Below are 22,399 nucleotides of genomic sequence, written 5' to 3'. Positions count from 1 at the left end.
ATCACTGGGTTTGCACCGGAATACCGGCCGGAATGCGGATTATAACCGTCGTACCCTTGCCTGGAACACTATTGTATTCCAGACCATACTGTTCTCCGTAAAACAATTTGATCCGTTCATTTATATTTCTGACACCATATCCATGTGTGCCGCTGGTATTGGACTCATGTGTCAAAATAGTCTTGAGCTTTTCAGGTTTTATACCGATGCCGTTATCCTGGACTTTAAGTGTTATGACACCCTCGGAGACATGACCGGTTATCAGTATGAGCCCGCTCCTGTCGTCCTTCTGCAGGATGCCGTGCAGCACCGAGTTCTCTACAATGGGCTGCAGTATTATTTTAATGGTTGTATATTGATAAACCTCTTCATCAATATGTACCTGAAAGTCAAAAATATTTTCAAACCGCATATTTTGTATTTCCATGTACATTTTCACATGCTCGATTTCATTTCTGATGGGAATTATATTGCTGCCCTTGCTCAGGCTCAGCTTGTAAAACCTGGACAGCGTCTGAACCGTGTCCGATATTTCAGGCACATTGTTATTTATGGCCGACCAGTTGATCATATCCAGCGTATTGTATAAAAAATGGGGATTGATCTGAGCCTGGAGGGCCAGCAGTTCGGCATTCTTTGCTTCCAGTCCGATCCGGTACTGTTCATCTACCAGAAATTTAAGCCTGGCCGACATGCTGTTGAAGTTTTCAATAAGCTCTCCTATTTCATCGTTGCTCTTGGTGGTGATTTCTATATTAAAGTCGCCTTTTTTCAGGAGCCTTATATTTTTAAGCAAAAGTGAAATGTTTTTTGTAATTGAGGAGGAAATCACATATGCCAGAATATATGCTGCGGTACTGATGAGTAAAAACATCAGCAGCATCTGATTTTGCAGCTCTTTCCCCACGGCGGTGATTTCACTGAACGGTGTGATGGAAACCAGGGTCCAGTCGGAGTTGGGAAGCTTCTGACAGGCAAGGATCACATGTTCCTTTCCCAAATCCCGGGTCCCGTAATACATTCCGTTTTTACTATAATTCTCAAGCTCATTACTGTCAAATATCCAGTTATTGTTGATTTTTTCGGAGGAAGAGGATATTATTTCATTTTTGGAGTTTTGTATATAGGTGACCGAGTTCTTGGTAGAGGATGCTTTCTTCAGTATGTCGCTCAAATTCTTTTCCAGTATATCTATTCTGACAAAACCTAAAAAATTGAGATAATTGGATTTGTCCAATATGGCACTGACGGCTGACACACGCTTTATTTCCGAGTCGTCGGGTTTTGTTGTGTAGTCCTGCTCGGTTGTTTTCACCCAGATAACCTTTTTATGGTATTTTACAAAATCCTCATACCAGTCTGAATTTTTTGCATCCTGAAAACTCAGAAAGTTTACCTTTTCCGAGGAATACAGGAAATCATCCTTAACATACAGCTTGACATTGAACACCTCATCCTGGTTCTGGAAAGACCTCAGATAGCGGGAAAGATCCTGCATGTCCAGCATCTGGGAAGGGATGTCAAGCTTGTCCGGTTCCTGGCTGATGGTGCTGTTGATCTTTTTATCTACCAGAAGAACATCTATCGTATTGATTATTTTATCTATTTTATATGATACGAACAGGCCGGATTGTTCAAAGGAATGCTTTGCCGAATAGCTGACCAGTGTCTCTATGGCATTGTATACCCTGAAGTTGGACATTATGGCGAAAATTCCGAAAGGCATAATGATCAAAAGCAGATAGGAGATCAGCAGCTTGTTTTTCAGTTTTATACCCGACAATTTCTTTAGAAAGTGCCGGATTTGAAAAAAATTTTTCATATTCGCATCTCCCTGTATTCGGATGGAGTCATATTTGTATGTTTTTTAAAAATTTTTGTAAAATAATTCTGATCGGAGTAGCCCACCCTGGCAGCCACGTAGTACAGCTTTACGGTACTGTCCTCCAGAAGTTCCCTGGCTTTCTCCATTCTGAATTCGGTAATATACTGGTTCAATGTCTTTCCGGTTTCCTTTTTAAAAAGCACGCATAGATGGGAATGGCTTATATAAAGCTTATCGGATATGAATTTTATTGACAGCTCGGGATTCCCATAGTTATTTTCAATAATTTCATATATATCCGATATACACCTGCTGACACCCTCCAGCATGGCAACTTCTGAAAAATAAGCCGCAGTGAAGTTCAAAACAAAGGTTTCAACTTCATCCATTGTTGTAAATTCCGATAGAGTTTCCCAGAGAATACTTTCGGAGCTTGCCGCCGAAAAAACGATTTTTTGCCTGGCAGCGTGATTCAAAAGGGAAAGGAGTATTTTAAAATACAAACTTTTTATATTTGGAATCAAGGTGTTTGCATGGGCTCTGATGGATCTCGACAGATCTTTCAGAAAAGCCAGGGCCCTGTCATTATCCCTGCTGACCAGCAAATTTTTAAATTCCGTCAATATTGAATCATTTATCTCAAAAGTTAATGAGGTATTAACCTCTGATCTCGAAAATTTTCCATACCCTGCGAAAAACAGCTGCTGAGCTGCAATAACCGCCGTCTGGTAGGAGAGGGATATCATTTGCAGTGTTTCTGCGACACTTCCGATTCCTATGAATACAGGATAGTTATCTTTTAATTTATTTATTATTTGGGCAGATAAACCATTTAAAATATTTTCGCTTAAAAGTCCCGCGTCCTCCAAAATAAACAGGATCATTGTATTGGTATCCTTAAAACCGGAGAAGGCCTTGAGCCCGTTTTCCAGGAAGAAGTCATGGACCAGGTCCTGGAGGCAGGTTTTTCCAAATCCCTTTATGGACAGCGAATTCCAGTCCCTTACGCCAAAGCTGAATATGAGAACGGCAAATTTCGTCCGGGGTGTTACCTGGATATCAGATACATTCAGCCATTTTTCCAACTGTGATATATCTGTGTTTTTCTGAATCATTTCTATGGGGAGATTGAACTTAAGGATGTCCAGGCTTTCCTTTATGGTCGTGTCCCTTTTTAAATCCAGAGCCTGTTTTTCCTTTTCACGGGAACACATGGAGACAGCCTCTGAAATAACTTGAGAAATCTCTTTGAGATTAATGGGTTTTTCAATATAGCTTACGGCCTTGAGATGCAGGGCCGACTTAAGGTATTCCTTGTCGGAATAGCCGCTCATGAAAATAATCTTACAGCCTGGAAGAACTTCACGCAGTTTGGTAGCAAGTTCTATTCCGTCCATTTTAGGCATGCGCACATCTGTCAGCAGAATATCAGGTTTGAGCTCCAAAGCTTTTTCGTAGGCGGCTGCTCCGTCGGCAGCCTGTTCAACCAGATCCACACCCAAACTTTGCCAATTGAGATTTTTAATAAGACCGTTCCTTACAAATCCTTCATCATCAGCGATTAGCAGACTGATCATTGAGTACCCTCCATTAGAACGTATTTACAGAAACGCATTGCAGTTCGCCTTCGGCTGTCTTCAGCAGGTATTACAGGCTATTAGTATAGCATTTTTCTTTTTGGTTGAGAAGGAGAGCAGGGGGTGATTTGGATTTTTACAAACAATTTTACTAAAAATAAAACATTTATCATGTATTACTGGCATCCATTGTCATGTTAAATTAAATGTATAAAGCGAATAACGAATTATACAATGCATTGATCTTAGACACAACAGGAGGAATAATTAATGAAACTTATTCGTGATGTATTCCAGGATTTCAAAAAAAATAAAGTGATTTTATTTATGTTGATTCCTGCGGTACTGTACTATTTTATATTTATGTATGTTCCCATGGCGGGAATAGTCATAGCCTTTAAACGTCTGGATTATGCCGCAGGGATATTCGGCAGTGACTGGGTGGGCCTTGACAATTTCAAGTTCTTTTTTATGTCGGGTCAGGCTTTCAACGTTACAAAAAATACATTTTTATATAATTTAGTATTTATTGTTGTCAACACATCATTACAAATAACGGTTTCTATTTTTTTATCGGAAATGAGAAACAAATATGTCAAAAAGACAACACAGACCCTGATGCTGATGCCTTACTTTATTTCCTGGGTGGTAGTCGGAGCTTTTATCTATAATATTTTCAACTATGAATTCGGAGCCCTGAATACTGTTTTGAAGTCACTTGGACTTCAATCCGTGGACGTTATGGGAACAGTGGGTGCATGGAAGTATATCCTGGTGTTTTTTAATGCATGGAATGGTGTAGGATACGGAAGTATTGTGTATATGGCCGCCATAACCGGAATAGACAAGGAGCTGTATGAGGCCTCCGAACTGGACGGTGCAAACATATTCCAGCAGATTTGGAGAATTACCATACCCAGCATCAAGCCTACCATTATCATAATGATCCTTTTAAATGTGGGATCGATTTTCAGGGGCAATTTCTCAATGTTTTATCAGATAATCGGGAATAACGGACTTTTGTTCAATTCTACCGATGTTATAGATACCTTTGTCTTCAGATCGCTCATGAAAACGCAGGAGGTCGGAATGGCGTCCGCTGCCGGCTTGTATCAGTCGGTACTGTGTTTTGCCATCATTATGATTACCAATGGGATAATCAAACGTGTGGACAGTGAGTATGCATTGTTTTAAAAGGCTTCGCAGCCCGAACAGAATATCTATTGATTACATGGAGGCTTAAATGAGAATAAAAAGAGGCAAGGAACAACTGGTTTTTAATTTAATAAGTTATACAACTGTTATCATATTCACCCTTTTGTGTGTTATTCCCTTCCTGCTTGTCATATCAGGATCATTTACCGATGAGGGTTCAATACATGTGGACGGCTATAGATTTATTCCCAAGAAATTTTCTCTCAATGCCTATAGAGTGGCTTTCGCCATGCCTACCAACATAATCAGGGCCTACGGAGTAACCGGTACGGTTACTGTCGTGGGAACACTGGTGGGACTGTTTATAATCTGCATGACGGCATATGCGCTCCAGAGGCCCCAGTTCAAATACAGGAATGCCTTTGCACTGTATTTCTATTTCACAACTTTGTTCAGCGGGGGCCTTGTTCCCTGGTATATTCTAATGGTAAGATATCTTCACTTGAAAAATAATTATCTGGCACTGCTTTTTCCGGCTATGCTGACGGTATTTGACATCATTATCATGAGAAGCTTTATGAAGTCCATACCCGAAGCGCTGGCCGAATCTGCAAAGATAGACGGAGCGGGGGAATTCAGGATATTTGCGCAGATATTCCTGCCTTTGTCCAAGCCCGCCCTTGCCACAGTGGGGCTTTTCATAGCACTGAGATACTGGAATGACTGGTACGCATCCATGCTGTTCATTACACAGAAAGAAAAATACAGCTTGCAGTTCTATCTTTACAGTATGCTGACCCAAATGGAATTTGCGGCAAATGACGCAAAATCGGCAGGAATAGTTATGGAGCAATACCCTGCCGAATCCTTTAAACTGGCTATGACAATAGTTGCCACAGGTCCTATCCTGCTGTTATATCCCTTTGTGCAGAAATATTTCATTCAGGGTATGACTGTAGGTGCTGTAAAAGGATAAAGCCGGATTTTCCGGTTTATCATAAATCATATGGGTCTTTTCAGGATTATATTTTACCGCCTTGCTAGCGTAGCGTTAAATTTGTATTACTGAATTAACCGGCCCAGTGAAGAAAAATTAATAAGGGGGAATTATATGACTAAATATTTAAAGCAAATCAGTCTGATGCTGGTAATAGTAATGCTGGTTACAGCATTGGCTGGCTGCGGAAGCCCGGCAGCAGGTGAAAATACCGCATCAACCTCAACGGTATCACAAACCTCGGCTTCAGCAGAAAACACAGCTCCTGACATATCAAAGAAAGTGGAACTTAATATATACTGTGTAGGAGATGCTTCACCGGGTGAAGGCTCAAACATGGTAAGAGATGCCGTTAATAAAATTATAGAACCTAAAATAAATGCAACTATCAGCACTGAATACCTGCCATGGTCCGACTGGACCAATAAATACCAGCTGGTATTTGCTTCGGGTGAAGAGTTTGATGGCATATATACGGCCAATTGGGCATACTATCAGGCTCAGGCCACCAAAAACGGGTTTAAGGAAATTACAAAAGAGGATTTACAAAAATATGCTCCGGGGCTGTTGACCGATTTGCCTGAAATGGCGTGGGATCAGGCTAAAGTCAACGGAAAAATATATATGATCCCAACCACCTTCAATGAATTCCCGACAGTTCACTTTGCAGTCAGGGAGGATTTAAAGAAAAAATATAATGTTCCTGATATTACCGACCTTGATACCTTTGGAGCCTATCTGGATGCAATAGTCAAGAATGAAAAGGGTATGGTGCCGCTGGATATTTCGGTAATGAACAACTACAGCGATCTCCAGCAGATATTTAATACCGAAAATGAATATGCGGTTGTAGGTAATGTTTCCGAGAGAAACTTTGTTTACAAAATAACCGATCCGGGAGCAGCCATAGTAAATGTATACGAAACACCTGAATTCATGGATTTTGCCAAGAAGATGTACCAGTGGAAGCAGGCGGGCTATTGGTCCAAAAATGCCATTTCCAATAAGACTCCCAATGCAACGGCCTTTGAAAACGGAAAATCGGCAGCGCTGCTGACAAATGCCCTTCAGGCAACAAATTATTCCGAACAATGGCCGGTACAGCATCCGGGCTGGGAGATCCAGGTATATGACTCATCCCTGGGCAAAAAGCAGATCGGTACTCCGTATATAGGTTCAGGCCTGGGTATACACGCCACTTCACGGAATGCGGACAGATTGCTGATGTTTGCCGAACTGGCCAGAACAGATAAAGAGTTGAACCAATTGTTATGCTACGGTATAAAGGATACCCATTGGGAACAGGTTGGGGAAGACCAGGTCAGATATATCAGAGGAAACACCAAGGTTGACTATACCGACGGATTGTCATGGTTCTTCAGAAATGAAAAGTTCCAGTTGAATCCCACAGGTGTTTACTCAAACTATGACCCAATCTTTGAAACGGCCAGGAAAAACCAGGTATTCCATACGCTGCAGGCTTTCAATTTTGATGATTCCAAGCTGAAAAACGAAGTTGCGGCAGTTTCAAGTGTAGTTACACAGTACGCTGTACCTATAATTACAGGCTTTATGGACCCTGAGACCGGAATCCCGACTTTGAATGAAAAGATGAAGGCTGCAGGTGCAGACAAGATAATGGCGGCAATCAAAGAACAGGCCGATAAATTTATAGCTGATAACAAATAAAATTATCCGAACAATACAAAATCTTTAAAAGCCTATTGATATAAAGCAATATATGTGCTAGAGTTGATTGTATTAAATTCTTCAATGTTAAAAAGTTTTCTTCAAAATTATATTTGATATTAGACATTAGACAATGGAGTCTGGGTTAAAAATACCAGGCTCCTTTTTGTTGCCTTTTCTCTGTCTGACCGGGGCTTGTGTTAACATATTTGAATTGCTGTTGCCCTGTCAAACAAAATGTATTTTGAGATTTTATTATGTCTTAGTGAAAGGATAGTGAACTTTATGAATATTATTTGGAGTAAAACGATTAATCCCGGGGACAGATGGTCAGGAAACGTCTGCAGGGGAAGACTTGTAAAATTTACAGCATTGGAAGCAGGAGCGAACATTGCCGTGCTTATGTACAATTTCAGAAATCTGTCCGAGCATTATAATATGCCTGATACATTGAAAGCACAGCACACATTCTATCTGAAAAGAGGCTATGCCCTTATGAGCGATTGCGGACGCGCAATGGCCAGTATTGTTGAAGATGAGCTTGGTTGGCATGATTCAATATCCGGCTATACTACCAGAAAAATTACCGATGAGAAATATGGTTTAACAAACTATCAGAAAGACAGCAATAACTATTTGAAGTCAGGTCAGGAGAATTTTATCAATGAATTGACTAAAAACGGAATGAGTAAAAGAGACTTAATGCCTCCGATAAATTTTTTTTCCAAGGTAGAAGCCGATCCGGCGGGAAATCTGGTTTACCATAAAAATCACTGCCCGAAGGAAGCTTCGGTTACAATCAGAACTGAAATGGATATCTATCTGGTGCTTTCCAATACTCCAAACCCATTAGATCCGAAAATCTTTTATCCTTCAGTGCCTGTACGTGTTGAAATACTGCCTGCCGCACCTGTTGACGGGCTTGATTTCTGTGTTAATTTCATGCCTCAGACACGAAGGGCTTTTGAAAATACCTGGGAATATAATCTGTTATTGGGAATTTAAATTGAGGAGGATTTGGTTATGATAAAGTTTGATAAAGCAGAGAGTATGAAAAGCCTGGATGATATTGTTTATGACGAAATGATACCGGCAGGTGAAGGCTGGATGCATCCTCTCCTTAAGGGACAGGTGCTGAGAATTATTGATCTGGAAGGCAATCAGGGACTCGATTTCCTCTGTTATGATTTACATAATCCTGAAGACCACTATAGTGCGACTCAAACAATTATTAATCAGAAAAAGCTTTACATCAATACAGGTACGGTTCTTTTAACCGAATCGGGAAAACCGCTTCTGAAAATGGTTGCAGATACCTGCACCTGCCATGATACTATCGGAGGTGCCTGCGCAACAGAAAGCAATACGGTCAGATACGGACACCATACGCTTCATATGAAAACCTGCAGGGACAGTTTTATCATGATGATAGCTGAACATGCCGACAAATATTCGAAAGCAGATTTGGTTCCCAATGTCAATTTATTCGCACAGATCCTGGCTCTGCCCGACGGAAGCTTTGAATTCCTGGATGGGATATCGGAACCAGGTTCTTATGTAGAATTTGAAGCAATGAACGATACCATGATACTAATTAGTAACTGTCCACAAATAAATAATCCCTGCAGTGGCTATGCACCAACAACAAACAGGGTGGTTATCTGGGATAAATAAATGCAATAAAGATCTAAATAACGGTACAGGTATATCTCAGGGCTGTTATTTAGATTTTTTTACAGAGTTCAATTTGTAGTCGAACTACAATTACCAATAAAAATATTGTTGTTCATTTATAATGAAAACACAATAAAGGTCAGTTATAATAGGTATATCAATTAAAGAAGCAAAGGCGCTTGGTGATTTCAAATCATTAAGCGCCTTTTTGCATATAATTGACTGCTGATACAAGAGCTGTTGAATATAACTGAGCAACAAACCGGAATTTTATACTTTTCGAAATAAGGTGATTGAATGGAGAACAATGTATTATCTGAGTTTTGTTGTATCAATCTGTTTTCAATTGAAGAACTGAAAGGCATTAAGATACTTGCAGGCAGCAAAAACATAACAAATAGGATCACGAGAGTTAATATTGTCGAGGTTCCCGACATTGATAACTGGGTTCATGAAAATGAGTTTTTAATAACAACCTGCTATCCTTATAAGAATAATTTGGATGAGCTGCTGAGGTTAATCCCAAAACTTGCTGAAAAAAAGGTCGCAGCTCTTGGTATAAAACCTAAAAGATTTATTGATACCATACCAAAAGAGGTTATTGATTGTGCTGAAGCACTGAACTTTCCATTGTTCGAGTTACCGCCTCAAACGACTTTTTCAAATGTAGTCAGAGAGGTAATGGAGCAGATCATATATGGAGAAACAAAATATCTCTCAATATTGCAGGAGAGAATTGAAACCGTATCAAAGAAAATCATTCAGGGGAATTCTCTTCAGGAAATTTTACAATTGATCGAGGAAATGATAAATAACCCGGTTTTTATTGTAAGTGACAGTGAATATTTTATAGTGACAGACACCACCGGTGAATTGGTCGAAACCAATAAGAGCCGGCTGAAGTGGGAAAATTTGAAAAGAATTAAGGACGAGAAACCTTCAATAGTTATGATTAATGGAGCAAATGTACGTATAAGGATATTCGAATTGGAGGATTCCCAGGCCCAAACTTTTGCAGTTGCTGTCCCTGAAATAAATTCGACCTGCAGCAGTGTGGATACGCTTACAATACGCAGATTGCTGAATCTGATCAGTTTGAAGCTTAAAACGGACAGTATTTATGTCAGCGTAGAATCAAAATATCTGGATCAGTTCATATATGACTGGATTTTTGGAGGAATACGTACCAACAGAGATTTTCAAATGAGAACAAGATTATACGGTTATACTCTGCCGGATAATCTTAAATATAGAGTTGCAATTGTAAAGAACAACAATGAACAGGAAAGCTTTTACAACGATAAGAGTTTACTGTCACGCTTCAGAATTTATGAAGCAGCTATTGGAACAAAAACCTGGCTGACTATTTATGAAGGTAAAATTGTTGTGATAATTTCTTATAATCCAAAAGGTGAGCTGAGGGAACCGGAAATATTAAAGAACATCACTGCTACTTTATGCAGAGTTTCAAACAATGAAAAATTTTCGCTATGCATCAGCGATGATGTCTGCAATCCCTTGAACATACCAAAAGCGTTTGAAGAAGCAAAAAATATCTATTCCTCAAGCTGTATAAGCGGATGTTCCGAAGAAATAATCACCTGGGACAAGCTGGGGATATACTCCATACTGACATTATTGAAGCCCGGCACCAATATAAAAAAATTTTTATGCAGGAATATCGGTCCACTGATCAGGCATGACAGGGAACACAACACTCAACTGCTTGAAACACTGGAAACCTATTTCCGGTCGGGTAATAGCATTAAAGACACAGCAGCCAACATGTTCCTGCATTACAATACGATTTTATACAGGATGGAGAAGATTAAAAAGCTTTTGAATATTAAACTGGAAAAAAATGAGGAGCTTTTGGAATTAAATCTTGCGGTAAAGCTTAATAGCATTCATATATGTAATTTTGAAGAAGAAATTTAACACCTGAAGAAAACATGCGGTTTGAGGAAAGGAGAAAATTTTATGAAAATGGTTAAGGCAATTGTCAGGCCTGAAAAGGCGACAGAAATACTTGATGAATTAAGCAATGCCGGAATTTCTTCGGCTACCAGAATCAGTATTCTTGGCAGAGGAAAGCAGAAGGGCCTCAAAGTAGGTGACGTATATTACGACGAAATCCCAAAAGAGATGATTATGCTGGTAATCTCCGAGGATGAAGTGGAGAAGGTAAAAAGTATTATCCTGGGAATAGCACGTACCGGTAAAAAAGGTTCCTTTGGAGATGGAAAGATATTTATCATTCCTGTAGAAAGCAGTATAACGATCAGCTCCGGTCTTGAAGAAAACTAATGGGGAGGTGATTCAGATGAAGCAAGTCATAACAATAATTCGTCCCAGAATGTACTATAAGACAAAGGATGCGCTTGTTGAGAACGGCTTCTATTCCATGATTGTAAAGGATGTTATCGGTAGAGGTAAAAAACCTGCGGATTTCAGTCTTGCAACAGGCGGAAAGGCAGACGGCAACACAGGTCATCCCTTTGTATCAAAGAAAATGATAGAAATTTTCTGTCAGGATGAGGATCTAAAGCTATTGGTAGAAATAATAAAAAAAGTAAACAAAACCGGAAAGGCCGGGGATGGAAAAATTTTTATAATCAATATCGATGACGGTGTCAGAATCAGAACGGGAGAAAAAGGAAACAATTCTCTGGTCTAACTAAATATCTAACTAATATAACAATGAGGAGTGACATTTATGAAAAAAACAAAAAAGGTGGTTTCATTACTATTGACTATTATTATGTTAACTAGTTTTGTTACCGGCTGCGGCAGCAGTGAAAGTAAATCAAATACATCCGACTCGGCAGTTTCAGCAATAACATACAAGCTTGGTATTTCAGCATATCCTGCTTTTTATACCTGGTATATACCTCAAGCAGAAAAATTCTTTGAAAAGAATGGCGTAAATGTTGAACTGGTATACTTCCCGGTTTACAGCGACAGCGTACAGGCTTTTAACAGCGGAAAAGTCGACATGATAAGCTTGGCCATACCGGATGCAATAGCACCTTACATCAGCGGTATAGAATACGAGACAGTATTGGTTCTGGACAATTCAAACGGTGCTGACGGTCTTGTGGGCAAAAAAGGCATAAACAGCATCAGTGACCTGAAGGGAAAGTCTGTTGCGACAGAATACGGTACGATAGAGCATTTCTTTTTGCTCCAGGCGTTACAGACGGCGGAAATGACAGAAAAGGATGTAAATTTTGTAAATCTGTCGATTTCTGATTCCGCCCCGGCTTTTATTGCAGGAACAGTTGATGCGGCCTGTTTGTGGGAACCGTCGCTAAGCAAGGCTCAGACCCTTGAAGGAAGTAAGCTTCTGTACAGCTCTGAAAATACTCCGGGTCTTATACCTGATGTATTACTGGTCAGCGGTGATATGGCAAGGAACAGTCCTGACGATATAGAGGCAGTTATCAATTCTTACTTTGATGGAATGGATTTTTACGTAGCAAATGAAAAACAGGCAATAGCAGATATGGCAAAGGGTGCGGAAATCACTGAAGATGAGATGAAGGTGGCAATGAGCGGTTCCAGGCTGTTTACGGTACAGGAATGTATAGATGCAATGGATCAAGAATCGGAATCCTATAGCTATCTGCCATATACAACTAATAGGATTGCAGAGTTTCTTCACAGTGTAAAAATGATAGATTCGGTGCCTGATGACACTAAGAAAATGTTCAACAGTACATATTTGAAAAAAGTACTTGAAAAAAGAGGGTCAAAACCTGTACCTGACACAAAAAAATAATCCGGCCCGGTGAAGGAAGTGAAAAACTATGAATAATTTGTTTAGAATCAGAAAGAGTATTGACCCGAAACTATATTTTAAAATAACCCTATCATCATTTATTATACTGATTATAATATGGCAGGCTTTATGCAGTTTCAAAATTGTAAATGGTATTTTCCTTTCTTCACCGTTTGAGGTATTAAAGTTCCTGGTAAATGATATCACTACCGGCAGCATATGGGAAAATCTTTATATCAGTTGCTACAGAATTTTTATGGGCTTCCTGTATGCTGCCGTAATAGGTGTACCGATAGGTATTCTGGTTGGCTCCTTCAATGTTTTTGAAGCATATATCCAGCCAGTGATGGAGTTTATGAGATACTTGCCGGTTCCGGCTTTTATTCCATTAATTATGATCTGGGTGGGTATTGGTGAAGGTGCCAAAATAGCGGTTATTTTTCTGGGGACCCTGTTCCAGCTTATTCCGATGGTGGCAGATGATGTGAGAAGTGTACCCGAAGATTATATAAACGCGGCATATACACTTGGAGCCAAAAGAATCGGCGTACTGTTCAAGGTTATGATACCAGCCATGCTTCCGCGAATGATGGATTCATTAAGAATGATGATGGGATGGGCATGGACTTATCTGGTGGTCGCTGAGCTTGTGGCAGCAAATTCGGGTCTTGGCTATACCATCTTGAAAGCGCAGAGATACCTGAAGACACCTGCTATATTTTCGGGAATCCTGGTAATCGGACTTCTGGGGCTTATCATTGACAGATCTTTTGGTTTGATCAGCAAACGCTTATTTCCATGGGCAGAAGGGGGGATAAAATGATGCTTTTCAAAAAGAAACAGGAAACCATTACGGATGATAAGGCCGGAAACAGGCTTGAAGCAAGAGTTTCCAGGAGCAAGATATATGGTAAGGGCGTAACCAGGATATATAAATCCAAAAAACACGATATTCTTGCCATAGACAATGTGGATTTCGAAATTCTTGATAACGAATTTGTGAGTATCGTTGGTCCTTCGGGCTGTGGAAAATCAACTCTTATAAGAATGATAGGAGGATTGGATGATATCACATCAGGTTCTATCATTCTAAACGACAGAATATTGGACGGGCCCGGAGCAGACAGGGGAATGGTTTTTCAGACCTATACCCTGTTTCCCTGGATGACGGTTGAAGAGAATATCCGGTTTGGCCTGAAAATAAAGAAGATGCCTGTAAAAGAGGCTGACAAAATTGTAGACAAATATCTTGAACTGATCGGGCTGACTCAATTCAGAAAATCCCTGCCAAACCAGCTGTCGGGTGGAATGAAGCAAAGGGTTGCAATTGCAAGGTCTTTGGCAAATAATCCTGAAGTACTTCTTATGGATGAGCCCTTCGGAGCGCTGGATCCTCAGACAAAAGCCAATATGCAGCTTTGTCTGAGACAAATATGGCAGGTGGAAAAGCCTACAATTATATTTATAACCCATGATATAGAAGAAGCCGTATTTTTATCGCAAAGAGTTTATGTAATGAGCTCCAGACCAGGCAGAATTATTGCGGATATACCGGTTTATCTTGATCATAAGCGGACCTTGGATATTAAGGATACGCCGGAATTCATACGCATAAGGAAAAATATCAACACTATACTACACAGCGGATTGGATGAAGACGAACTGTAATTCATTACAAATGAAGGAGGAACAAGCAGTATGTTCAGGAAAGTTTTAATTGCAAATCGCGGCGCTATTGCGGTACGAATAGAAAAAACCTTGAAGAGGATGAATATAAAGTCAGTTGCTGTTTATTCAAAAGCGGATCAGGACAGTCTGCATGCAGACAGAGCTGATGAGGCGATAAATATCGGTGATGGCTCGGTTAAGGAGAACTATTTAAATGCAGATTTATTGATAAAGATAGCAAAAGAGACAAAGGCCGAAGCAATTCACCCCGGTTACGGTTTTTTAAGCGAAAACAGTGATTTTGCCAGAAAATGTGCCGAGAATGGCATAGTATTTATCGGACCAACTCCAGAGCAAATGGAAATTTTCGGCCTCAAGCATTCGGCAAGGGAAATTGCGTTGAAAGCAGGTGTCCCGATGCTGGAGGGGACAGGTCTCCTGAAAGATGTTGAAGAGGCGGCTGCTGTTGGGAAGGAATTGGGTTACCCTGTAATACTCAAGAGTACGGCAGGAGGTGGAGGCATAGGAATGCGTGTCTGCGATGATGAGAAAGCTTTACGGGCTGCCTATGATTCCTGCAGGTATTTAGCAGAAAATAATTTTAAGAATGATGGCTTGTTTTTGGAAAAATATCTTAAAAAAGCCCGTCATATAGAAGTACAGATTTTCGGAAATGAGTACGGAGAAGTGGTTGCTCTTGCAGAAAGGGACTGTTCGGTGCAAAGGAGAAACCAAAAAGTCATAGAAGAATGTCCTGCCCCGGGAATATCGGAGGAAACGAGAAAACTGATGATGGAAGCCGCAAGAAATCTGGCTCTGGAAGTTGGCTACAGAAGTGCGGGCACTGTTGAATTCTTATATGATACCGAAAGCAGCAAATTTTATTTTCTTGAAGTAAATACCAGATTGCAGGTTGAACACGGAGTAACCGAAGAAGTACTGGGGATCGACCTGGTTGAATGGATGATAAAAGAAGCGGCAGGTAAACTTAAAAACCTGGCTTCACTTTTTGGTAAGCCCTCAGGCCATAGCATTCAGGCAAGGATTTACGCCGAAGATGCCCTGAGAAATTTTGCTCCCAGTGGAGGTAAAATCGACAAAGTATTTTTTTCGGAACTTTCAAGGGTTGAAACCTGGATACAGGATAATACGGTTGTTTCTCCATTCTATGATCCATTGCTGGCCAAGATCATAGTAGGAGCAGATAACAGAAAAGACGCCATAGAAAAGCTGAACAGCGTTATCAATGAGACAGGGATCTATGGTGTGACCACCGGTCTGGACTATATAAAAGAAGTTATTAACACTGAAACATACTCATCAGGTGATTTATATACACATATGCTTGATCAGTTCAATTATAGGGAACAAAAGCTTGAAGTTCTGGAAGGTGGAATTCAGACAACAGTTCAGGACTATCCTGCCAGATTGGGTTACTGGGATATAGGAGTCCCGCCAAGCGGGCCGATGGACAATTTTGCCTTCCGGATCGGTAACAGGATATTGGGCAATAAGGCTGATGCAAGCGGAATTGAATTTACACTTAAGGGAGGTAAATATAAATTCAGGGATTTTGCAGTCATATGCCTGACCGGTGCAAATATGAATCCAAGGCTGGACGGTAACCCCATTTCAATGTATGAACCGGTGAAGGTTGAAGCAGGTCAGATCCTTGAGCTTGGAGAGGCTGTAAACGGTATGAGGTCATATTTATTGGTAAAAGGAGGGTTCAATGTTCCAAAAATAATGGGAAGTGCAGCAACTTTTACCCTTGGCGGCTTTGGAGGCCACAGCGGAAGAACCTTGCGCACCGGAGATTTGATACATATTAATAAAGCCGGGAATGATAAATGCCATTCTTTTGATAAGGAAACCCTCCCTCAATACGGTGAGGTATGGGAGATCGGAGTAATACCGGGACCACACTGTACCGGGGAATTTTTAAAGCTGGAATATCTTGAACAGCTGACCTCTGCGGAGTGGAAGGTGCATTTCAACAGTGACAGGACGGGTGTAAGGCTGTTAGGCCCAACTCCTTTATGGAAGAGGGAGGATGGCGGAGAGGCAGGCCTTCACCCCTCCAATATCCATGACACAGCCTATGCAGTCGGAACAATCGACCTGACAGGTGATATGCCGATTATTCTCGGGCCGGACGGACCGAGTCTAGGAGGGTTTGTATGTCCTTGCACCATTCCCTCGGCAGAGCTTTGGAAGACCGGGCAGTTAAGACCGGGAAATACTGTAAGATTTAGATTGATTTCATTAGAAACTGCCGAGAGCCTTAGAAACAGTCAGGAGGTATTCCTTGAAGGAATTACTGCTGGAAAAAGAAGCAGTCTGCCGGTATTAAAACATGAAAGCGGGCTTGACAATACTTATCCGGTTTTGGTTAATCTGAGGGATAACAGGCAGGATGCCTTGGTTATCAGGTGCGCCGGTGACGAGTATATGCTTGTTGAATATGGTGAAATGGAAATTGAATTAAGACTCAGAATAAGGGTACATGCATTGATGGAGTTGATCAAGGCCGACAGCGGTATACCGCTGACTGACGTAACCCCCGGCATCCGTTCACTGCAGATTCATATAGACTCAAGAAAAATGTCGGTCAGAAAGCTGGCAGACAAAGTAGTGGAATTGGACAGCCGCATCAAAAATCTTGACAGCTTTAAAGTGAAATCAAGAATCATAAGGATGCCTCTGTCCTGGAACGATGCCAGCGCACAGCTTGCAGTCGAGAGATATTATCAGAATGTAAGACCAAATGCACCATGGTGTCCAAGTAATATTGAATTTATCAGAAGAATAAACGGATTGGAGAGTACCGAAAAGGTCAGGGAAATACTCTACTCTGCTACATATATAGTTATGGGCCTTGGTGATGTCTACCTGGGAGCGCCGGTATGCATACCTCTTGATCCCAGACAAAGGCTTGTAACTACAAAATACAATCCGGCCAGGACCTGGACTCCTGAAAATGCCGTGGGCATTGGCGGTGCGTATATGGGCATTTACGGCATGGAGGGGCCAGGAGGATACCAACTGGTGGGAAGAACCATTCAGACATGGAATCCGGTACGGTCAACCAAAAACTTTGAAAAGGGAAAACCATGGCTGCTGAACTTCTTTGACCAGATACGCTTCTATCCGGTAACCTCCGAAGAACTGCTGAAAATCAGAGAAGATTTCCTGAGAGGGCGTTATGAAGTCCAGGTTGAAGAAACGGAATTCGATTATGGAGAGTATTTGAAATATCTCAAATCAATTGAAACCGAGACAAGGGTATTCAAAAAGCAGCAGATATCAGCCTTTAATGCAGAAAAGATCATGTGGAAGGAAAATGGACTTGACGAATTTGTTTCCTCACATGGAGAGACTGAAGCAAAAGCAATAGATATTCCTGAAGGTGCAACGGCGGTAAATTCAAATATGCCGGCCAGTGTGTGGAAGATATTGGTCAAACCCGGTGATAAAGTAGAAAAGGGAGATGTGCTTATTGTTGAAGAGAGCATGAAAATGGAATTTGAACAGGTTACACCCTGCGATGGAGTTGTCTTGAATATTTATGTTAAAGAGACTGAGGAAGTAGTCGGCGGGCAATTACTGGTGACTATTGGATAGGAGGAATTGTATGCAAAAAAAAGATATAAGCAAAAAACTTACAATTTCTTATTTAAAAGATGGCTATAAGAGAGGTATTTTCAGCCCTGTGGATGTCTGCAGTGAGATTATAAAAAGAGTGGAAAACACGGTAGAAATGAATATTTGGATTAAAAAGCCCTCCATGGATGAAATAAAGCCATATTTAGATAAGCTGAAGAAAATGGATAAAAATCTTGTACCACTATGGGGAATACCCTTTGCCATTAAAGATAATATCGATCTCGAGGGAATTCCTACCACGGCCGGCTGTGAGGAGTATAAATATACGCCGGGGGAGAGTTCGGACGTAGTGAGGCTGCTGCTTGAGGCGGGCGCTATACCTCTGGGAAAAACAAATCTGGATCAGTTCGCAACAGGGCTTGTGGGGACCAGAAGCCTGTTCGGTGAGACCCACAATTCCCTGAAGGGTGAGCTTATAAGCGGAGGTTCAAGTTCAGGTTCTGCAGTAAGCGTTGCAATGGGACTGGCGGCTTTTTCACTTGGAACCGACACTGCAGGCTCGGGCAGAGTGCCTGCCGCTCTCAATAATCTTGTGGGGCTGAAGTCCAGTATGGGCGCATGGTCTACCAGGGGAGTGGTACCTGCCTGTGCTTCATTGGATTGTGTGACGGTATTCACACACAATCTTGAAGATGCCATAGCTGTGGACAGAGTAGTGCGGGTGTTTGACAGCGAAAACCCATGGTCAAGGCCTTCAAAACCCATATACAAAACTATTCCCGAAAAGATTTGTATACCCGCCGGAGACCTTGAGTTTTTCGGTCCATATGAAAAAGGCTACAGAAAAAAGTGGAGGACCGTAATTGATAAAATCAAACTGCTTAACATTCCTGTTGAATTCATTGATTACTCACTTTTTTCCGAAGCTGCCTCAATCCTGTATGATGGCCCATGGATAGCCGAAAGATGGGCATCCTTAGGAAGTTTCATTGAAAAGAACAAGGGTGAGGGTATGGTCAAGGTGACAGAAGCCATACTAAAGAGCGGAGCTAAAAATGACCTCAGGGCTGATTCGGTATTTAAGGCAATGCACAGGTTAGGCCAAATTAAGGTTATGGTAAAAAAATTACTGCATAATGCAGTGCTTGTTCTTCCCACAGTTGGAGGAACCTATACAAGGGAGCAGGTTAACAGGGATCCCATAAAAACAAACAGCAACCTGGGACTATATACAAATCATTGTAATCTTTTGGGTTTAACTGCTCTGGATTTTCAGGCAGGATGGGTTGAAGAAGGTGTTCCCTTTGGTGTGACAAGCTTTGCTCTTGATAATTGTGAGGGCTTTAATTTTGGTATTGCCAGCCTGTATCAGTTGAACGATTCCGAGGAGGAAATCACCAATATAGCTGTTTGTGGTCTACACATGAGAGGTTTCCAGCTTGAGCCCCAATTAACCACCCTAAATGCACATTTTGTAAAAGAAGCAAAAACCGCACCGGTATACAAACTGCTCAAGCTGCCGACAACTCCTTCAAAACCGGGCCTTGTAAAAGTTCCATCCAATGGCGGAAGCATTGATGTGGAATTATGGAGTATACCTACCAAAAATCTTGGTTACTTTCTGAACTGCATAAAAGCACCGTTGGGTCTGGGGCTGGTACAACTGGAGGATGGACAGGAGGTTATAGGCTTTATTTGTGAAGGCTATATGGAAAAATTAAGTGAGGACATAACAAAATACGCAGGCTGGAGAAATGCGGCAGCGATAAATTAATGGAGGTGGCAATATGAAACAGATTTGGAATAAGAAGCTGCTACCCGGGGAAAAATGGTCGGGCAATATAGGAAGAGGAAAGTATATTCACTTTAAAGCACTTGGGCCTGATGCCAATGTTTCAATGCTTTTGTATAATATGAGGGATACCTCGGAACGTTATAATATGCCCGATACACTGAAGGCACAATATACGGCTCATCTCAAAAGGGGAAATATTCTGATGAGCGATAACGGAAGAGTCCTGGCCAGCATAGTTGAAGACCGCCTTGGCTGGCATGATACCCTGTGCGGTTATACCTCCCGTAGACTCACCGATGAAAGATACGGATCGACAAATTACCAGAACTGCAGAAACGAATGGCTGAAAAGCGGTGAAGAAAACTTTTTGGTTGAGCTGGTTAGAAACGGAATGGGAGCCCGGGATCTGGTACCTTGTATCAATGTCTTTTCAAAGGTCTATTGTGAGGACGATGGCAGCATGCATTATGAAACAGGCCATTGCAAGGAAGGTTCAACCTTTACTCTCAGAACGGAAATGGAAATAATTATTATCCTGTCAAATACACCAAATCCGCTTGATAAGAGAAAAACCTACCCATCCGTACCTGTTATGCTGGAGGTTTATGATGCACCGGCCGCTGATCTGCAGGATGAGTGTGTCAATTTCAGGCCGGAAAACTACCGTGCTTTTCAAAATACCTGGGATTATTATAATCTTATGGGTTTATGAACACGGTACAAAAAGGAGGATGGAAAAATGAACGGATTTGTAAGAAAAGAAAGCATATTGGAACTTGAAGATGCCATATATGATTATATATTACCGGCCGGAGAGGGCTGGATGCATGAACTGAAGCCCGGACAAATCTTCCGAATAATCGATCTGGAGGGAAATCAGGCAGTTGACACCACCTTTTATGACATGACGAATCCTGAAGATCACTACGGAGCAATTGCAACAATCACCGCACAGGAGAACATTTATCTGACAACCGGAAGCATATTGAGAGCAGAATCCGGAAAACCTCTGCTTGAGATTGTTGCGGATCTTACCGGCAGACATGATACCATAGGAGGTGCCTGTTCATCCCAAAGCAATACTGTCAGATATGCAAGAGAAAAAATTTATATGCACAACTGCAGGGACAGCTTCATGCTGCAGCTGGCTAAAAAACCTGCAGGACTTGCTAAAAGAGATCTGGCACCCAACATAAACTTTTTTATGAATGTTCCTGTTACAAAAGATGGAGGTTTTAAATTTGACGACGGAATATCAGCACCGGGCAATTATGTGGAGGTGAAAGCCCTGGAAAATACCATGGTACTTATTAGTAATTGTCCTCAGCTGAATAATCCCTGTAATGCATATAATCCTACTCCGGTAAGATTAATAATCTGGGATTAATTAATTCTATGTGTTATATAATATATGATCAATAAAGCAGCTTTTCAACTTTTTGGCTGTAAGAAAACCCGGAGGAAGCAGCGGGCCAAAAAACGCAGCGGCATTCGTATGCCGCTGCGTTTTTTGTTATATAGCAATATAAAATAACTGAATTTTTTGTAGAATAAAAGATTTCCATTTTAATAATTATGTAATATAATATTAAAAGATTGTATTAATTTGGCATAGCTGCGTTCCTTCATTCTAACTAGCAATAGATCTGGACTATACGGCGAATGATAATTGGAGTATGGAGTAATTTGCTTTAAGGAAGTGCGTTTAACTTATTTATCTTGATGTGATTTTCTTAGTTAATGTTACAGTTGAAAAAATAAGTTAGAAAAATATTCTAAATCACGAACTAATAGAATACATATTACATTAGATAAATCAAAAGAGAGACACAACAGCAAAAGAGAGGAGTGGAGGGAAAATGGTCGGGAATGTAATAGAAAACAACGTAGTGACCATTTCAGGAAAAGTTGTATCAGAGGTTGAATATAGCCACGAGGTATATGGTGAGGGCTTTTATTCTTTTTATTTAGAGGTACCCAGGCTAAGCGACAGCAGTGATAAAATATCTGTTACATTTTCAGAACGTCTTGTGCCAAAGAACAAACTGCAAATTGGTGTTTCATTGGAAATAGAAGGTCAGTTCAGATCCTATAACAGTTACAAAAGTGATTCAAATAAGCTCGTTCTGACGGTATTTGCCAGAGAAGTGATTTTTACAGATGAGGAAAAACGGATAAAAAATCCAAACCAGATATATTTAAACGGATATATATGCAAAAATCCTATATACAGGATGACTCCGTTTGGAAGAGAAATTACCGATATCCTGGTAGCTGTAAACAGGCCCTACAATAAGTCGGATTATATCCCATGCATAGCATGGGGGAGAAATGCAAGGTATTCCCAGAATCTCGCCATCGGGGACAATATCAAGATTTGGGGAAGAATTCAGAGCAGAGAATACCAAAAGAAACTTGAAAACGGTGAAACTGTTTCCAAGACTGCCTATGAAGTATCCGTTTCAAAAATGGAAATATCCGAAGAGGCTCATAGTGAAGAAGTTCTTAGTGAAGAAGTTCACGATAAGGAAGAAGTGAAAGACATCCAGGAAGAAAATGAGCAGTAGGATTATAAAAATCGAAGATTTGTACATAAAATAACACCTCAGTTGGAACAGCAACTGAGGTGTTT

General features: G+C 40.9%; 18 protein-coding genes. 16 read left to right on the top strand and 2 right to left on the bottom strand.

The features are described 5' to 3' along the window. Window position 1: 1 nt before the first annotated feature. Complete coding sequence (locus CTER_RS24585) at window positions 2-1,822, bottom strand: sensor histidine kinase (RefSeq protein WP_004630383.1); 1,821 nt, start codon at window positions 1,820-1,822, stop codon at window positions 2-4. After that, on the bottom strand, window positions 1,819-3,402 hold the full coding sequence (locus CTER_RS24580; protein WP_004630466.1) for a response regulator transcription factor: 1,584 nt from the start codon (window positions 3,400-3,402) through the stop codon (window positions 1,819-1,821). Before CTER_RS24580 ends, CTER_RS24585 begins: the two co-directional genes overlap by 4 nt. Window positions 3,403-3,672: 270 nt before the next feature. Between CTER_RS24580 and CTER_RS24575 the strand changes: the two genes are divergently transcribed. From CTER_RS24575 to CTER_RS24500, 16 genes are all read left to right on the top strand, one after another. Further along, complete coding sequence (locus CTER_RS24575) at window positions 3,673-4,596, top strand: ABC transporter permease (RefSeq protein WP_004630427.1); 924 nt, start codon at window positions 3,673-3,675, stop codon at window positions 4,594-4,596. 49 nt (window positions 4,597-4,645) lie between these two features. Further along, the gene (locus CTER_RS24570; protein ID WP_004630486.1) at window positions 4,646-5,533 is read left to right on the top strand and encodes a carbohydrate ABC transporter permease; all 888 of its coding nucleotides are present in this window, start codon (window positions 4,646-4,648) and stop codon (window positions 5,531-5,533) included. Between the two features lie 135 nt (window positions 5,534-5,668). Next, window positions 5,669-7,243 (top strand): ABC transporter substrate-binding protein, encoded by a 1,575-nt coding sequence (locus CTER_RS24565; RefSeq protein WP_004630357.1) that lies wholly within the window; start codon window positions 5,669-5,671, stop codon window positions 7,241-7,243. A gap of 285 nt (window positions 7,244-7,528) precedes the next feature. Then, entirely contained in the window at window positions 7,529-8,248 is a 720-nt protein-coding gene (locus CTER_RS24560) for an urea amidolyase associated protein UAAP1 (RefSeq protein ID WP_004630504.1), read from the top strand. Window positions 8,249-8,266: 18 nt separating this feature from the next. Then, window positions 8,267-8,917 carry a DUF1989 domain-containing protein gene (locus CTER_RS24555; RefSeq protein ID WP_004630397.1) on the top strand — a complete coding sequence of 217 codons (651 nt, stop codon included), beginning with the start codon at window positions 8,267-8,269 and terminating at the stop codon, window positions 8,915-8,917. A gap of 297 nt (window positions 8,918-9,214) precedes the next feature. Beyond that, on the top strand, window positions 9,215-10,855 hold the full coding sequence (locus CTER_RS27240; RefSeq protein ID WP_004630334.1) for a PucR family transcriptional regulator: 1,641 nt from the start codon (window positions 9,215-9,217) through the stop codon (window positions 10,853-10,855). Window positions 10,856-10,897: 42 nt separating this feature from the next. Next, on the top strand, window positions 10,898-11,224 hold the full coding sequence (locus CTER_RS24545) for a P-II family nitrogen regulator (RefSeq protein WP_004630347.1): 327 nt from the start codon (window positions 10,898-10,900) through the stop codon (window positions 11,222-11,224). A gap of 16 nt (window positions 11,225-11,240) precedes the next feature. Then, complete coding sequence (locus tag CTER_RS24540; RefSeq protein WP_004630478.1) at window positions 11,241-11,594, top strand: P-II family nitrogen regulator; 354 nt, start codon at window positions 11,241-11,243, stop codon at window positions 11,592-11,594. 39 nt (window positions 11,595-11,633) lie between these two features. Next, window positions 11,634-12,698 carry an ABC transporter substrate-binding protein gene (locus tag CTER_RS24535; RefSeq protein WP_004630498.1) on the top strand — a complete coding sequence of 355 codons (1,065 nt, stop codon included), beginning with the start codon at window positions 11,634-11,636 and terminating at the stop codon, window positions 12,696-12,698. A gap of 28 nt (window positions 12,699-12,726) precedes the next feature. Continuing rightward, window positions 12,727-13,521 (top strand): ABC transporter permease, encoded by a 795-nt coding sequence (locus tag CTER_RS24530; protein WP_004630335.1) that lies wholly within the window; start codon window positions 12,727-12,729, stop codon window positions 13,519-13,521. Continuing rightward, window positions 13,518-14,366, top strand: a complete 849-nt coding sequence (locus CTER_RS24525) for an ABC transporter ATP-binding protein (RefSeq protein WP_004630508.1) — start codon at window positions 13,518-13,520, stop codon at window positions 14,364-14,366. Before CTER_RS24530 ends, CTER_RS24525 begins: the two co-directional genes overlap by 4 nt. A 30-nt stretch (window positions 14,367-14,396) precedes the next feature. Continuing rightward, on the top strand, window positions 14,397-17,990 hold the full coding sequence (gene uca, locus CTER_RS24520) for an urea carboxylase (RefSeq protein WP_004630393.1): 3,594 nt from the start codon (window positions 14,397-14,399) through the stop codon (window positions 17,988-17,990). Between the two features lie 10 nt (window positions 17,991-18,000). Further along, on the top strand, window positions 18,001-19,746 hold the full coding sequence (gene atzF, locus CTER_RS24515) for an allophanate hydrolase (protein ID WP_004630388.1): 1,746 nt from the start codon (window positions 18,001-18,003) through the stop codon (window positions 19,744-19,746). A 13-nt stretch (window positions 19,747-19,759) separates the two neighbouring features. Continuing rightward, window positions 19,760-20,479: an urea amidolyase associated protein UAAP1 gene (locus CTER_RS24510; RefSeq protein ID WP_004630448.1), complete on the top strand. Its 720-nt coding sequence runs from the start codon at window positions 19,760-19,762 to the stop codon at window positions 20,477-20,479. Window positions 20,480-20,506: 27 nt separating this feature from the next. After that, a complete protein-coding gene (locus tag CTER_RS24505) occupies window positions 20,507-21,154 on the top strand; it encodes an urea amidolyase associated protein UAAP2 (protein WP_004630458.1) in 648 nt (215 codons plus the stop codon). A gap of 472 nt (window positions 21,155-21,626) precedes the next feature. Next, on the top strand, window positions 21,627-22,334 hold the full coding sequence (locus CTER_RS24500) for a single-stranded DNA-binding protein (protein WP_004630471.1): 708 nt from the start codon (window positions 21,627-21,629) through the stop codon (window positions 22,332-22,334). The last annotated feature ends 65 nt before the right edge of the window (window positions 22,335-22,399 follow it).

Origin of the sequence: Ruminiclostridium cellobioparum subsp. termitidis CT1112, from assembly GCF_000350485.1 — a bacterium.
GTDB lineage: Bacteria > Bacillota > Clostridia > Acetivibrionales > DSM-1351 > Ruminiclostridium > Ruminiclostridium termitidis.
Note: the sequence above shows the minus strand (reverse complement) of the source record. Positions and strands in the feature narration are given on the sequence as shown.